Below are 15,448 nucleotides of genomic sequence, written 5' to 3' on the forward strand. Positions count from 1 at the left end.
ACGGTTCGCCACGCGAGAGATCAACACTATGCCCCAGGCCGCTCAGATGTCTTCCGAACCTGTTTTACCCGGTTCGCAAGTGCAGCCGTCCCCGGAAGTGGAAAGTCGTCAAGGACTGGAGCAGGCGTTTGCCCTGTTCAACCAGATGTCGACACAACTGACTGACTCCTACAGCTTGCTGGAAGCGCGGGTCACCGAGCTCAAAGGTGAGCTGGCGGTCGTGAGTGCTCAGCGGATGCAGGAGCTGGCCGAGAAAGAGCGTCTGGCCAACCGTCTGCAGAACCTGCTCGACCTGTTGCCGGGCGGTGTGATTGTCATCGACGCTCACGGCATGGTCCGCGAGGCCAACCCCGCAGCCCTTGATCTGCTGGGCGAACCGCTGATCGGCATGCTCTGGCGCCATGTGATCGCACGCTGCTTTGCGCCCCGTGAGGACGACGGTCACGAAATCTCGCTGAAAGACGGGCGTCGCCTGTCGATTGCGACCCGATCCCTCGATGCTGAGCCCGGCCAACTGGTGCTACTCAACGACCTGACTGAAACCCGTCACCTGCAAAGTCAGCTGGCGCGCCATGAGCGTCTGTCCTCGCTGGGCCGCATGGTGGCTTCGCTGGCACATCAGATTCGCACGCCTTTGTCGGCTGCCATGATTTACGCCAGTCATTTGACCGAGCAGGCGCTGAATGTAGAGACGCAGCAGCGTTTCGCCGGCCGTTTGAAAGAGCGGCTGCACGAGCTCGAACATCAGGTGCGCGACATGCTGGTGTTCGCCCGCGGCGAGCTGCCGCTGACGGACCGCCTCTCGCCCAGCCAACTGGTCACCGCCCTTGAGTCTGCCGCGCAGACCCACGTGCGTGATGCGACAGTGCGTTGGCAGTGCAATGACCTCAATGGCGAACTGCTGTGCAACCGGGACACGCTGGTCGGTGCCTTGCTCAATCTGATCGAGAACGCGGTGCAGGCGAGCGCCGGTCGGTCACGCATCAAGATTCATGCGTACAGCCGCGGCACTACGCTGCGTCTGTGTATCAGTGACAACGGCAGCGGCATTGACGCTGTTGCGCTGGCCCGCATCGGTGAGCCATTTTTCACCACCAAGACGACGGGCACCGGGCTGGGCCTGGCCGTGGTCACGGCCGTTGCGCGGGCTCACCAGGGGCAGGTGCAATTTCGGTCGCGTCCGGGGCGCGGCACCTGTGCCATCGTTTCCTTGCCGCTGATTCCGGGTCTCAGCGCGGCGATCACCACGGTGGGTGATGACTCATGACGATCAAGGTATTGCTGGTCGAGGACGACCCTTCACTGCGTGAGGCCTTGGGCGAAACCCTCGCGCTCGCAGGGCATGACTACCGCGCGGTCGGTTCGGCGGAGGAGGCGCTTCTGGCCGCCGCCGAGGCGTCGTTCAGTCTGGTGGTCAGCGACGTCAACATGCCCGGCATGGACGGACATCAATTACTCAATCAGTTGCGCACGCGCTACCCGCAGCTGCCAGTGCTGTTGATGACGGCACATGGCGCGGTGGACCGTGCGGTGGACGCAATGCGTCAGGGCGCCGCCGATTACCTGGTCAAGCCGTTCGAGCCCAAGGCATTGCTCGCGCTGGTGGCACGCCACGCCCTGGGGCGTCTCGGGCCGGCGGACGGCGAGGGGCCGATTGCGGTCGAGCCCGCGAGCATCCAACTGCTGAACCTGGCGAGCCGCGTGGCCAAGAGCGACTCCACGGTATTGATCTCGGGCGAGTCGGGGACTGGTAAGGAAGTGCTGGCGCGTTTCATTCACCAGCAATCCCCGCGTGCCGGGAAGCCGTTTATCGCCATCAACTGTGCAGCGATCCCGGACAACATGCTCGAAGCGACCTTGTTTGGTCACGAGAAAGGCTCGTTCACCGGCGCCATTGCTGCGCAGCCCGGCAAATTCGAACAGGCCGATGGCGGCACCATCCTGCTCGACGAGATTTCCGAAATGCCGATGGGGTTGCAGGCCAAGCTGCTGCGTGTGCTGCAGGAGCGGGAAGTGGAGCGTGTTGGCGCGCGCAAGCCTATCGAGCTGGATATTCGTGTACTGGCGACCACTAACCGCGATCTGGCGGGCGAAGTGGCGGCAGGCCGTTTCCGTGAGGACCTGTTCTATCGTCTGTCGGTGTTCCCGTTGGCATGGCAGTCGTTGCGTCAGCGTCCCGCCGACATTTTGCCGCTGGCCGAGCGTCTCCTGGCCAAACACGTCAATAAAATGAAGCACGCGCCGGTGCGCCTGTCGGCTGACGCGCAAAAGTGTCTGGTCGGCTACAGCTGGCCGGGCAACGTGCGCGAGCTGGACAACGCTGTGCAGCGCGCACTGATTCTGCAGCAGGGCGGGGTGATTCAGGCGGAAGACTTTTGCCTGACCGGCCCCATCACCTTCGCATCCCTTCCGACGCCTGCGCCGGTCCTTCAGGTTCTGCCGACGGTGCCGACAACCTCCAGCGCCATGGATTCGTCGCCCGAGACGGCCAGTGGCGATCTGGGTGGGGCATTGGGTGAAGACCTCAGGCGTCGTGAGTTTCAGATGATCATCGATACGCTCCGGGCCGAGCGCGGCCGCCGCAAGGAAGCTGCCGAGCGCCTGGGTATCAGCCCGCGTACGTTGCGCTACAAGCTGGCGCAGATGCGGGATGCCGGGATGGATGTCGAGGGCTATCTGTTCGCCAGCTGATACGCGTGTGCTCATTGGATGATGCATTACTTGTGGGAGCCGGCTTGCTGGCGACTGTGGAGTGTCAGACACCTTCAGGGGTGGATGAACTATCGCATTCGCCAGCAAGCCGGCTCCCACATTGATTTTCCTACTGTTCGATTCTGTAACCGCCCCAATACTTTCATGAAAAGCTGGCACTGTGCCTCCATTGGTCTGGCACCGTTGTTGCTACGACATGGGTAATCGCTAAATCCGTGTCAAAAATTTGCGGCCCTTTGAGAGAGAAGTCCATGAGCCAAGGTGTTGAATTTAATCGCTTGATGTTGGACATGCGCTCCATGCAAATGGACGCCATGGCCAAGCCCAAGGCTATCGAGGCGCCGGAGCAGACGGGCGCGACCAGTTTTTCCGACATGCTCGGCATGGCGGTGAACAAGGTCAACGATACGCAACAAGCGTCCAACCAGTTGGCGACGGCCTTTGAGATGGGCAAAAGTGGCGTGGATCTCACCGACGTGATGATTTCCTCGCAGAAAGCCAGCGTGTCGTTTCAGGCGCTGACCCAGGTACGTAACAAGCTGGTTCAGGCGTACCAAGACATTATGCAAATGCCGGTTTGAGGACGATCTAAGTCATGGCTGAAGCCGTCGCCGATAACGTACCCGCCAAAGCGGGTGCGACAGGAAGCAAACCACCGATGTTTGGTTTGGCGTTCCTGCAAAATCTGTCCGAGATGACCATGCTGCGGCAGGTCGGCCTCATGGTCGGTCTGGCTGCCAGCGTGGCGATTGGTTTTGCCGTCGTGCTTTGGTCGCAACAGCCGGACTACAAGCCGCTTTACGGCAGTCTGTCCGGCATGGACACCAAGCAGGTGATGGACACGTTGGCGCAGGCCGACATTCCGTACACCGTTGAGCCGAATTCCGGTGCTCTGCTGGTCAAGTCCGATGACCTGGCCCGTGCGCGTATCAAGCTCGCCGGCGCCGGTATCGCGCAGACCGATGGCAACGTCGGTTTCGAGATCCTCGACAAGGACCAGGGGCTGGGCACCAGCCAGTTCATGGAAGCCACGCGTTATCGCCGTGGTCTGGAAGGCGAACTGGCACGCACCATCTCCAGCCTGAACAACATCAAGGCCGCTCGCGTGCACCTGGCGATTCCGAAAAGCTCGGTGTTCGTTCGCGACGATCGCAAACCCACCGCGTCAGTGCTGGTGGAGATGTACGCCGGTCGCACCCTTGAGCCGGGTCAAGTCATGGCCATCGTCAATCTGGTGGCGACCAGTGTTCCTGAACTGACCAAGTCCCAGGTCACCGTCGTCGACCAGAAAGGCAACCTGCTGTCCGATCAGGCGGAGAACTCCGAGCTGACCATGGCTGGCAAGCAGTTCGACTACACCCGTCGCATGGAGTCCATGCTGACTCAACGCGTGCAAAACATTCTGCAGCCGGTGCTGGGCAATGACCGTTACAAAGCTGAAGTTTCGGCTGACGTTGACTTCAGTGCGGTGGAGTCCACGGCCGAAAGCTTCAACCCCGACCAACCGGCACTGCGCAGTGAGCAGACCACCAATGAACAGCGCTCCAGCAGCAGCGGTCCGCAAGGCGTTCCGGGTGCTCTGAGCAACCAGCCACCTGGTCCGGCGACTGCCCCGCAGAACGCCACCGCCGGTGCTGGCGGCGCCGCTGGCCCGATCGCTCCTGGACAGCCGCTGCTGGACGCCAACGGTCAGCAGATCATGGACCCGGCCACCGGTCAGCCAATGCTGGCGCCGTACCCGTCGGACAAACGTAACCAGTCGACCAAGAACTTCGAGCTGGACCGTTCGATCAGCCACACCAAGCAACAGCAAGGCAAGATCAATCGCCTGTCGGTCGCGGTGGTCGTGGACGATCAGGTGAAAGTGAACGCGGCCAACGGTGAAACCACCATGGTGCCGTGGACCGCTGACCAGTTGGCTCGCTTCACCCGTCTGGTGCAGGACGCCGTGGGCTTCGACGCCAGCCGTGGCGACAGCGTCAGCGTGATCAACGTGCCGTTCTCGGCCGATCGCGGCGAAGTGATTCCGGACATTCCGTTCTACTCGCAGCCGTGGTTCTGGGACATCGTCAAACAGGCCATGGGCGTGCTGTTCATCCTGGTGCTGGTATTCGGTGTGCTGCGTCCGGTGCTGAACAACATCACCAATCCGAAGAGCAAGCACGGCGACGGTGACGTCGAGCTGGGCGGCATGGTCGGTCTGGACGGTGAACTGGCGAACGACCGCGTGAGTCTGGGTGGTCCGCAAAGCATTCTGCTGCCTAGCCCGAGTGAGGGTTATGACGCGCAGCTCAACGCAATCAAGAGCCTGGTGGCTGAAGACCCGGCTCGTGTGGCTCAGGTCGTAAAAGAGTGGATCAACACAGATGAGTGATAGTCGCGCTGCAGCGGTCAAAATGACCCGAGTTGATAAGGCCGCCATCCTGCTGCTCACCCTGGGTGAGACGGATGCTGCGCAGGTGCTTCGTCACATGGGCCCTAAAGAGGTTCAGCGTGTCGGCGTGGCCATGGCGCAAATGCGCAATGTGCACCGCGAGCAGGTCGAGCAGGTGATGAGCGAGTTCGTCGACGTCATCGGTGACCAGACCGGCGTCGGTATCGGCTCGGACGGCTACATTCGCAAGATGCTCACGCAGGCATTGGGCGAAGACAAGGCCAACGGCCTCATCGACCGGATCCTGCTGGGCGGCAACACCAGTGGTCTGGACAGCCTGAAGTGGATGGAGCCGCGCGCGGTCGCGGACGTCATCCGCTACGAGCACCCGCAGATCCAGGCCATCGTCGTCGCGTATCTGGACGCCGACCAGGCCGGTGAAGTGCTGAGCCATTTCGACCACAAGGTGCGTCTGGACATCATCCTGCGCGTCTCGTCGTTGAACACCGTGCAGCCAGCGGCACTGAAAGAATTGAACCAGATCCTCGAGAAGCAGTTCTCGGGCAACGCCAACACGTCGCGTACGACTCTGGGTGGTATCAAGCGTGCTGCGGACATCATGAACTTCCTCGACAGCTCGATCGAAGGCCAGCTCATGGATTCCATCCGCGAAGTGGACGAAGACCTGTCGACGCAGATCGAAGACCTCATGTTCGTCTTCAACAACCTGTCCGACGTCGACGACCGCGGTATTCAGGCCTTGCTGCGCGAAGTGTCCTCCGATGTGCTGGTACTGGCACTCAAGGGGTCGGACGACGCTATCAAGGAAAAGATTTTCAAGAACATGTCCAAGCGTGCCGCCGAGCTGCTGCGCGACGATCTGGAAGCCAAAGGCCCGGTTCGCGTCAGCGACGTGGAAGCTGCTCAGAAAGAGATCCTCACCATTGCCCGTCGTATGGCGGAGGCCGGGGAAATCGTTCTCGGCGGCAAAGGTGGCGAGGAAATGATTTAACAGTAGGTGCAGTCGATGTTCAGCTCCGATAAAGAAGCACCCAGCGAGCTCATCCGCGCCAAGGATTTGCGCGGGTTGGATGTCTGGGCCTTGCCCAGCTTCGATCCTCAGGTGGCGGAGCCAGAGCCTGAACCGGTGGCCGAAGAGCCGGAGCCAGCCGAAAGCGAAGAAGTGCCGCTGGAAGAAGTCCAGCCGCTGACCCTGGAAGAGTTGGAAAGCATCCGTCAGGACGCCTACAACGAGGGCTTCGCCATCGGCGAAAAGGAAGGGTTTCACAGCACCCAGCTAAAGGTGCGTCAGGAGGCCGAAGTCGCCCTGACGGCAAAGCTGGAGAGTCTGGAAACGTTGATGTCGCACCTGTTCGAGCCCATCGCCGATCAGGACGCGCAGATCGAAAAATCCATGATTCAACTGGTCGAGCACCTGGCTCGCGAAGTGATTCAGCGCGAATTGAAAACCGACTCCAGCCAGATCGGCAAAGTGCTTCAGGACGCGTTGCGCCTGCTGCCGATGGGCGCCAACAACGTTCGCATTCTGGTCAATTCCCAAGACTTCGCTCAGGTCAAAGCCCTGCGTGAACGTCATGAGGAAAACTGGCGCATTCTCGAAGACGACACCTTGCAGCCGGGCGGTTGCCGGGTCGAAACCGAACACAGCCGCATCGACGCCACCGTCGAGACCCGGCTGAGCGTTGCGATTGCCAAGATGTTCGATCAGTTGCACGAACAGGCCCTGCACCCGGCTGCGCCGGACGTCAGTGTCGACCTGGAAGCGGCGATCAAAAGCGCGGAAGAAGTGATGCAGAAGCACGCGGACGCTTCCGATGCGTCTTGATCGCACCAGCTTCGGCAAGCGACTGAGCACCTACGCAGACGCGATTACGCTGCCGGTACAGCCGGTAGTGGAAGGGCGCCTGTTGCGCATGGTCGGTCTGACGCTTGAAGCCGAAGGCCTGCGCGCCGCCATGGGCAGCCGCTGTGTGGTGATCAACGACGACAGCCATCACCCGGTGGAAGTTGAAGCCGAAGTCATGGGTTTTTCCGGCGGCAAGGTGTTTCTGATGCCGGTGGGCAGCGTCGCCGGGATCGCACCCGGCGCGCGCGTGGTGCCACTGCCGGACACCGGGCGTCTGCCGATGGGCATGACCATGCTCGGCCGCGTGCTTGATGGCGCCGGTCGTCCACTGGACGGCAAAGGCGGCATGAAGGCTGAAGACTGGGTGCCGCTGGACGGCCCGACCATCAACCCGCTCAAGCGTGACCCGATCAGCGTGCCGCTGGACGTGGGCATTCGTTGCATCAACGGTTTGTTGACGGTCGGTCGCGGTCAGCGTCTTGGCCTGTTCGCCGGTACCGGCGTGGGTAAGAGTGTGCTGCTGGGCATGATGACCCGCTTCACCGAGGCTGACATCATCGTCGTCGGGCTGATCGGCGAACGGGGCCGGGAGGTGAAGGAATTCATCGAGCACATTCTGGGTGAAGAGGGCCTCAAACGCTCGGTGGTCGTGGCATCCCCTGCCGACGACGCGCCGTTGATGCGTCTGCGGGCCGCCATGTATTGCACGCGTATCGCCGAATATTTCCGCGACAAGGGCAAGAACGTCCTGTTGCTGATGGACTCCCTGACCCGTTTCGCCCAGGCCCAGCGGGAAATCGCGCTGGCCATCGGCGAACCCCCGGCGACCAAGGGTTATCCGCCTTCGGTGTTCGCCAAGCTGCCGAAGCTGGTGGAGCGCGCAGGTAATGCCGAGAAGGGCGGCGGTTCGATCACGGCGTTCTACACCGTGCTGTCCGAAGGCGACGACCAGCAAGACCCGATTGCCGACTCGGCGCGGGGTGTGCTGGACGGGCACATCGTGCTGTCCCGGCGTCTGGCCGAGGAGGGGCATTACCCGGCCATCGACATCGAGGCGTCCATCAGCCGGGTCATGCCGTCAGTGGTCGATCCGCAGCACATGGTGCAGGCGCAATACTTCAAGCAGTTGTGGTCGCGTTATCAACAGAGCCGCGACTTGATCAGTGTCGGCGCCTATGTGGCCGGCGGAGATCGCGAAACCGACCTCGCCATCAACCTGCAGCCGCAGTTGGTGCAATACCTGCGTCAGGGCCTGCACGACAACGAAAGCATGCAGAGCAGCGAGGCTCAGCTGGCGAAGATCTTCAATCCCCAGGGCGGGAGCTGATAGGTCATGGCGCAGAGTCGCGCGGCCCGTCTCGCTCCGGTGGTGGACATGGCTGAAAAAGCCGAGAAAACCGCGGTTCAGCGTCTGGGGCATTTTCAGGGGCAGGTCCGGCTTGCCGAAGCCAAGCTGGGCGACCTCGAAAAGTTTCGTTCCGACTACCAGCAGCAGTGGATCGACAAGGGCGCGCATGGCGTGTCGGGTCAGTGGCTGATGAACTATCAGCGCTTTCTCAATCAGCTGGAAACGGCGGTCAGTCAGCAGCGCCAGAGTCTGGCCTGGCATCAGAGCAATGTGAACAAGGCGCGCGGTGAGTGGCAGAAGGCTTATGCGCGGGTCGAGGGTTTGCGCAAGCTGGTGCAGCGGTATATCGATGAGGCGCGTGCGCTGGAGGACAGGCGGGAGCAGAAGTTGCTGGATGAGCTGTCGCAGCGGTTGCCTCGGCATGAGGCGTTTTGAGGTTTTAAGGATTTGAGTTTGTGAGTGTTTGGATCGCGTGTGGATCCGTTCTTTCGGTGGTGATCTTTGGGGTCTGGCTAACGCCAGATTTGTTCCGCCTTCGGCGGGTGGCTTGAAAAGCCCCTCTCTCTGTTTCAAGAAGCTGCCAAGTGTCTGGCTCCTGGTTAGGCCCGACTTCGTCGGTTACCTCTCCGGCGACGCTCCGTGGACCCGCGCCGAACGGACATCCATGTCCTGACGGCGCTCTCGCGGCATCCATGCCGCTCGGCCCACTCCACGCCACCTGCGTTCAGCCTGCACCCAAGTCGCGTTCTGTGGTGTCTGGACTGTCGCGCTAGAAAAGCAAAATCAAAAGCATCGGATGACGCGATACCTGTAGGAGCGCGCTTGCTCTGGGCCGCACTCGGACGACCTGCCGCGCATAGGTAGCAAAACCATGCGACTCGATCATGCTTGACGCACCGCATGCACAGGTCTTGCTGCGGGTTCGAAATATCAGGCTGATGCAGTCCCTGTAGGAGCGTGGCTTGTCCCGCGATCTGCCGGGAACCGGCAGCTAATTCTGTGAATGCGTTTTACCTGATACTGCGAAGGTGTCCGGTTTCACTGCTGCTTCGCAGCAGATCGCGGGACAAGCCACGCTCCTACAGGCTCGGGGTCAGCCTGATATTTTCGCTCCTGCTTTTGCTTTTCCTGCCTCGTCAGTCCAGACACCACAAATTGCGACTTGGTTGCAGCCTGAACCCTTGGTTACTTGGGGTCTTTTCAAGCAACCCGCCGAAGGCGGAACAGGTCTGGCGTTAGCCAGAATAACAACAAGCTCCCAGGCTACCTGGGTGGTGCGGCAACCGGACTTTTCCAGTCACTCACCGACGGCGAAACAATCTGGCCGTAACGCCGAACGCAGGTGCTGCAATCTTCCATTTGCCGCGCCGCACAACCAGTGCTAAAACTTCACCGTCTGACGTCGTTTCATATAAAGGATTTGTCCATGTCAGTAACTTCCAATCGTTCACCAGACGAGCAGCAGCTGACCATCAAGATCAAGGGACGCTTCGATTTTTCGACGCATCAGGACTTTCGCGGTGCCTATGAAAAAGAGACCAAGGCCAAGCGTTATGTGGTCGATCTGAAAGAAACCAATTACCTGGACAGCTCGGCGTTGGGCATGCTGCTGCTGTTGCGCGATCACGCCGGGGGCGAGCGGGCTGATGTGCGGTTGGAAAACTGCAGTGCAGACGTCGTCAAAATCCTCGCCATCTCCAACTTCTCCAAACTCTTCCAAATCGGCTGATGACGGGATCTGCGCCACCCGAGCGCCTGAAGATTCTCATCGCCGACGACAATGCCAGTGACCGCATGCTGCTCTCGGCGATCATCAGCCGCCAGGGGCATGAGGTGTTGAGCGCGAGCGATGGTGCCGAAGCGGTGGCGCTGTTCGAGCGTAATCGTCCGCAACTGGTGCTGATGGATGCCTTGATGCCCGTCATGGACGGTTTCGAGGCGGCCCGGCGAATCAAGGAGCTGGCGGGCGAAGCGCTGGTGCCGATCATCTTCCTCACCTCCTTGACCGAAGGTGAAGGGCTGGCCCGTTGCCTGGACGCCGGAGGTGACGATTTCGTCGCCAAGCCTTACAACCAGGGCGTACTGGCCGCCAAGATCAATGCGATGAACCGCCTGCGACTGCTTCAGGAAACCGTCCTGCAGCAGCGCGATCTCATTGCCCGGCATCACAAATACCTGCTCAACGAGCAACGCGTGGCGAAGGCCGTGTTCGACCAGATTGCCCATTCCGGTTGCCTGAGCGCCCCGAACATTCGCTATCTGCAATCGCCTTACGCGTTGTTCAACGGCGATCTGCTGCTCGCGGCGTGGGCGCCCTCCGGCAACATGCATGTGTTGCTCGGCGACTTTACCGGCCATGGCTTGCCGGCGGCGGTCGGGGCTATGCCGCTGGCGGAAGTGTTTTACGGCATGACGGCGAAGGGCTATGGCTTGCCGGAGACCCTTCGCGAAATGAACGCCAAGCTCAAGCGCATCCTGCCGGTGGACATGTTCTGCTGTGCGGCGCTGATCAGCATCAATTTCAAACAGCACCTGGTCGAGGTCTGGAACGGCGGTCTGCCGGACGGTTATCTGCTGCACGGCGATGGTCGGCCCCACACGCCGCTGGTGTCGGCGCATCTGCCGCTGGGGGTGTTGAGCGCGAACAGCTTTGACGACAACACCCAGGTTTATCCCTTCGGTGCGGGTGATCGGGTGTTTCTGTTGTCCGACGGAGTGGTCGACAGCACCGACGAGAGCGGCGAGATGTTTGGCACTCGGCGCCTGCAAAACGTATTCGTGTCCAACCGCAATCCCGCCATGCTGATCGAGGAAGTGCAGTGGGCGCTGGCGCGTTTTCGCGGGCAGGTGCGTGATGACGTCAGCATGGTCGAAGTCGGCTTCACGCAACCTGAGTTGCTGGGGCCGCCCTCGGTTATTTACACCGACAGCGGCGATTCAAGCCCGCTGGACTGGTCGGCGAGTTTCGAATTCCGCGCGTCGACGCTCAAACGCTTCAACCCCTTGCCTTACCTGTTGCAACTGCTGCAAGAGGTTCACGGCTTGCGCCTGCAGAGCAGCGAGTTGTACATCGTGCTCTCCGAGCTTTATAGCAATGCCCTGGAGCACGGCGTGCTGGGACTGGATTCCGCACTCAAACGCGATGCCGAAGGTTTTGCGCTCTACTACCAGCAACGTGGCGAGCGACTGGACGCGCTGGAGCGAGGGTTCATCCGCTTTAATTTTCAGATAATCCCGGTGGGGCAGGGTGGTCGCCTCATCGTCGAGGTGCATGACAGCGGCAGCGGCTTCGACGCTCAGCAGGTCCTGTCGCTGCCGCCTGCGGTGGATCAGTTGTCCGGCCGCGGCCTTAGCCTGGTTCGACAACTCAGCGACCGCTGCCAGTGGTCGCTGGATGGCCGTACAGCCTGTGTGGAGTTTGCGTGGGAGGGTCTGGCATACTCCCGCGATTCTTGATCAAGGAGCGAGCAAGTGGCGGATGAACATGTGGATGTGAGCGTTCTCGGAACGTTGCGTGATGTGATGGAGGGTGAATACCCGTCATTACTGGACGTTTTCATCAAGGACTCTGAGACGCGCGTCAGGGCGTTGAACCAGTTGATCCGCGCACCCGGTTTCTCGGTCGAGTCTGCCGCGCAATTGCAGCCGTTGGGCATGATGGCCCACAGCTTCAAAGGCAGCAGCAGCAACATGGGCGCCACGCGCCTGACCGAGTTGTGCCGTTTGCTGGAAGAGCTTGCGCGCAATCAGTCGGCCGCCGACGGCGCGGTGGTCAATCAACTGGTGCAGGCGATCACGGACGAGTTTAGCGTGGTACGTGATCTGTTCGACGTCGAATTGCAGGCCTGCACACTTCGTTAATGCCTCAGTCCATCATCGCTTTGCCGAACTGGCCCGCCATTTGCTAGATCTCTGTGCAATCGTGCTCTTGCGGAGATCAACATGGCCCTTGCCAACAATCCTTTACTCGCGGCTCTGACGGCTGCCAAAGCCCAGAAAGCCAGTACCAGCACTTCGGTAAAGGCGCCTGACCCCGTCAAGGACAAGACTTCCAGCTTTTCCAGCGTCTTTGCCAAACAGGCAGCGCCCAAGCCTTCCAGCGTCGACGATACGCCGGCCAAGCCTGCGAGCGCCAAGAGTTCGGCAGTCGACAAGAAGGACAGCGTCAGTCATTCGTCTGCCGCTCCTGACAAGACCGTTGCCGATAGCGGCAATGGCTTGCCTGCCAAAACGGTCAACGGGAAAGACAACAACGACGCCGGCAGCAGTGCCAGCGACGACGATGACGATGACACCGAAGACGACACCACGAGCACTGCAGATGCTTCAGCCGACGCGACGCTGGCTGACACGCCGGTCACCGACCCGGCGCTGGATCCGACGCTGGTCGTGACCCCGCCCGTCCAGGATCCCGCCCCGCCGGTTGTGGCTTCGCAAACCGTGGTGGACCCCGCGACATTGCTGTCCAACAGCGGCGCCCCGGTTGTTCCCCCGCCGGTGGTGCAGGCGCCGACTGACGCCACCGACGATAAGTTCGACCCGTCGGCTGACCCTTTGGAAGGGCTGACGGCCGTGCAGGTCGCGCTGGAAAACAAGGCGCAGCAGAACGCCCAGGCGACGGGCCATGGCAACGAGGCGGGCAAGACCTCGGGCAAGCAGGATCCGAACGCCGATCCGGCGCAATTGCTGGCCGGGAATCTGGCAGCGGCAGGGGATCAGCCGGTTGACAAGAGCACCACAGAGGGCGGCGACGACAAGGCGTTCAGCGGCTTGCTCGCTGACGGTTTGAAAGACGTGAAAGGCGCCACCAGCGATACCCGCGTGGATAACTTCGCCGAGCGTCTGGCGGCACTCTCCCAGGCTGCTCAGACCAAAACCAGTGCCGCCACCCCGGCGCCGTTGATGAGCCAGCCTTTGGCGATGAACCAGAACGGTTGGACTGAAGGCGTGGTCAACCGCGTGATGTACCTGTCGAGCCAGAGCTTGAAGCAGGCGGACATTCAACTGGAACCCGCCGAACTGGGACGCCTCGACATTCGCGTCAATATGGCGGCGGACCAGCAAACTCAAGTGACCTTCATGAGCGCCCACGTCGGCGTGCGTGAAGCGCTGGAAAGCCAGATGTCGCGTCTGCGTGACTCCTTCGCTCAGCAGGGCATGGGGCAGGTCGACGTCAACGTTTCGGATCAGTCGCGCAACATGCAACAGCAGGCGCAACAACAGTCCGGCGGTGACGCCCAGCGCGGCAACGGCACGGGTCGATCCGGTGGCGGCAGCGACCTGATCGCGGACGGCGCACCGGTCGATGCGGCCGCCGCAGCAGCCAATGCGCCGTTGACGGTGGTGGGTTCGAGCGCGGTCGACTATTACGCCTGATCCTGCGTGTAAATAACTGTGGGAGCGAGCTTGCTCGCGAAGGCTTAAGGTCCGGCACTGGGAGAATTATCCGCCGGGCCTCCGTTTTCGCGAGCAAGCTCGCTCCCACAGGTCGTTTCATGGCCGACAACCGGCGCCGTCGGTCCATCGGTTTTGAATTGAAAGCTTCAAACTCCTCCTGCGCCAACTCTGGCACAACCCTTGCTCTTCCTCTGTCACGCAACACTGAACCCCTTGGATAGTGACGGATTATTGGCATGGCGAAGAGCGACGACTCAGTTAAAGACCCCGCGAAAAAAGGCAAGCTGAAGGTCATCATCCTGGTAGTGGTGGGCTTGTTGCTGGCGATCGGTCTGTCGGTCGGCGCCACGTGGTTCATCATGCACAAGGCGGAAAGCAAACCGGACCCTGCGGTTGCCGCCGAGGCTGCGAACGTCAAGAAGGAAGCGATCTTCGAACCGCTGACACCGCCTTTTGTCGTTAACTACAACGTCAACGGCCGTCAGCGTTACATGCAGGTCAGCATTACTTTGCTGGCTCGCGATCACGCAGATCTGGAAGCGTTGAAAGTTCACATGCCGGTCATTCGCAATAACCTGGTCATGATGTTCTCCGGTCAGCCGTTCGACACCATCGCGACCCCGGTCGGTATGGAGATGCTGCGCCAGAAAGCCGCTGCCGTCGTGCAGGAAGTCGGCCAGAAGGAGCTGAACAAAAGCGTGATCGAACAGGTTCTTTTCACTAACTACGTATTGCAGTAGGACCACGACATGGCCGTGCAAGACCTGCTGTCCCAGGATGAAATCGACGCGCTGTTGCATGGCGTGGACGATGGTCTGGTGCAGACCGAAAGCGTTATCGAACCCGGCAGCGTCAAGAGTTACGACCTGACCAGTCAGGACCGCATCGTCCGTGGACGCATGCCGACCCTGGAAATGATCAACGAGCGTTTCGCCCGCTACACCCGCATCAGCATGTTCAACCTGCTGCGTCGCTCTGCCGACGTGGCGGTGGGCGGTGTGCAAGTGATGAAGTTCGGCGAATACGTGCACTCGCTCTATGTGCCGACCAGTCTGAACCTGGTGAAGATCAAACCGCTGCGCGGCACCGCGCTGTTCATTCTGGACGCCAAGCTGGTGTTCAAGCTGGTGGACAACTTCTTCGGTGGCGACGGCCGCCACGCCAAGATCGAAGGCCGTGAATTCACGCCGACCGAGCTGCGGGTGGTGCGCATCGTCCTCGATCAGGCGTTCATCGATCTGAAAGAAGCCTGGCAGGCGATCATGGAAGTCAATTTCGAGTACATCAACTCGGAAGTGAACCCGGCCATGGCCAACATCGTCGGCCCGAGCGAAGCGATCGTGGTATCGACCTTCCACATCGAGCTCGATGGCGGTGGTGGCGATCTGCACGTGACCATGCCGTATTCGATGATCGAGCCGGTACGCGAGATGCTCGACGCCGGTTTCCAGTCGGATCTGGACGATCAGGACGAGCGCTGGGTCAACGCCTTGAAACAGGACGTGCTCGACGTGGCGGTGCCGATGAGCGCCACCGTCGCCCGTCGTCAGCTGAAATTGCGCGACGTGCTGCACATGCAGCCCGGCGATGTGATTCCGGTGGAACTGCCGGAACACCTGATCATGCGCGCCAACGGGGTGCCGACGTTCAAGGTCAAGCTGGGTTCGCACAAGGGCAATCTGGCCCTGCAAGTGGTCGAACCGGTAGAACGCCGCTGACGAACTGCCGTCAGCGTCAGAACGTAGTGTTT

Annotated in this window: 14 protein-coding genes; all 14 read left to right on the forward strand. The window is 60.9% G+C overall.

The annotated features are described in order from the left end of the window. The first annotated feature begins 46 nt into the window (after positions 1-46). The 14 genes from ABDX87_RS22605 to fliM all read left to right on the forward strand — a co-directional run bounded on the left by ABDX87_RS22605 (position 47) and on the right by fliM (position 15,416). Positions 47-1,267 carry a sensor histidine kinase gene (locus ABDX87_RS22605; protein ID WP_346829867.1) on the forward strand — a complete coding sequence of 407 codons (1,221 nt, stop codon included), beginning with the start codon at positions 47-49 and terminating at the stop codon, positions 1,265-1,267. Beyond that, entirely contained in the window at positions 1,264-2,691 is a 1,428-nt protein-coding gene (locus ABDX87_RS22610; protein ID WP_346829868.1) for a sigma-54-dependent transcriptional regulator, read from the forward strand. Before ABDX87_RS22605 ends, ABDX87_RS22610 begins: the two co-directional genes overlap by 4 nt. Positions 2,692-2,963: 272 nt before the next feature. Continuing rightward, positions 2,964-3,293, forward strand: coding sequence for a flagellar hook-basal body complex protein FliE (fliE, locus tag ABDX87_RS22615; protein WP_346829869.1), 330 nt, complete (start codon positions 2,964-2,966; stop codon positions 3,291-3,293). Positions 3,294-3,307: 14 nt separating this feature from the next. Continuing rightward, positions 3,308-5,086, forward strand: a complete 1,779-nt coding sequence (fliF, locus tag ABDX87_RS22620; protein WP_346829870.1) for a flagellar basal-body MS-ring/collar protein FliF — start codon at positions 3,308-3,310, stop codon at positions 5,084-5,086. Beyond that, complete coding sequence (fliG, locus tag ABDX87_RS22625) at positions 5,079-6,098, forward strand: flagellar motor switch protein FliG (protein ID WP_074758780.1); 1,020 nt, start codon at positions 5,079-5,081, stop codon at positions 6,096-6,098. The genes fliF and fliG overlap by 8 nt, the downstream gene beginning before the upstream one ends. 15 nt (positions 6,099-6,113) lie before the next feature. Further along, positions 6,114-6,932 carry a flagellar assembly protein FliH gene (gene fliH / locus ABDX87_RS22630; protein WP_346829871.1) on the forward strand — a complete coding sequence of 273 codons (819 nt, stop codon included), beginning with the start codon at positions 6,114-6,116 and terminating at the stop codon, positions 6,930-6,932. After that, positions 6,922-8,280, forward strand: a complete 1,359-nt coding sequence (fliI, locus tag ABDX87_RS22635; RefSeq protein WP_346829872.1) for a flagellar protein export ATPase FliI — start codon at positions 6,922-6,924, stop codon at positions 8,278-8,280. Before fliH ends, fliI begins: the two co-directional genes overlap by 11 nt. A gap of 6 nt (positions 8,281-8,286) precedes the next feature. Next, on the forward strand, positions 8,287-8,736 hold the full coding sequence (gene fliJ / locus ABDX87_RS22640) for a flagellar export protein FliJ (RefSeq protein ID WP_346829873.1): 450 nt from the start codon (positions 8,287-8,289) through the stop codon (positions 8,734-8,736). A gap of 991 nt (positions 8,737-9,727) precedes the next feature. After that, complete coding sequence (locus ABDX87_RS22645) at positions 9,728-10,030, forward strand: STAS domain-containing protein (RefSeq protein WP_346829874.1); 303 nt, start codon at positions 9,728-9,730, stop codon at positions 10,028-10,030. Further along, positions 10,030-11,757, forward strand: coding sequence for an ATP-binding SpoIIE family protein phosphatase (locus tag ABDX87_RS22650; RefSeq protein ID WP_346829875.1), 1,728 nt, complete (start codon positions 10,030-10,032; stop codon positions 11,755-11,757). Before ABDX87_RS22645 ends, ABDX87_RS22650 begins: the two co-directional genes overlap by 1 nt. Positions 11,758-11,823: 66 nt before the next feature. Then, a complete protein-coding gene (locus ABDX87_RS22655; RefSeq protein WP_346833595.1) occupies positions 11,824-12,162 on the forward strand; it encodes an Hpt domain-containing protein in 339 nt (112 codons plus the stop codon). A gap of 81 nt (positions 12,163-12,243) precedes the next feature. Then, on the forward strand, positions 12,244-13,677 hold the full coding sequence (locus tag ABDX87_RS22660) for a flagellar hook-length control protein FliK (protein ID WP_346829876.1): 1,434 nt from the start codon (positions 12,244-12,246) through the stop codon (positions 13,675-13,677). A gap of 257 nt (positions 13,678-13,934) precedes the next feature. Beyond that, entirely contained in the window at positions 13,935-14,438 is a 504-nt protein-coding gene (fliL, locus tag ABDX87_RS22665; RefSeq protein WP_346829877.1) for a flagellar basal body-associated protein FliL, read from the forward strand. Between the two features lie 9 nt (positions 14,439-14,447). After that, entirely contained in the window at positions 14,448-15,416 is a 969-nt protein-coding gene (gene fliM / locus ABDX87_RS22670) for a flagellar motor switch protein FliM (protein ID WP_074758796.1), read from the forward strand. The last annotated feature ends 32 nt before the right edge of the window (positions 15,417-15,448 follow it).

This window comes from Pseudomonas abietaniphila, assembly GCF_039697315.1.
Lineage (GTDB): Bacteria > Pseudomonadota > Gammaproteobacteria > Pseudomonadales > Pseudomonadaceae > Aquipseudomonas > Aquipseudomonas abietaniphila_B.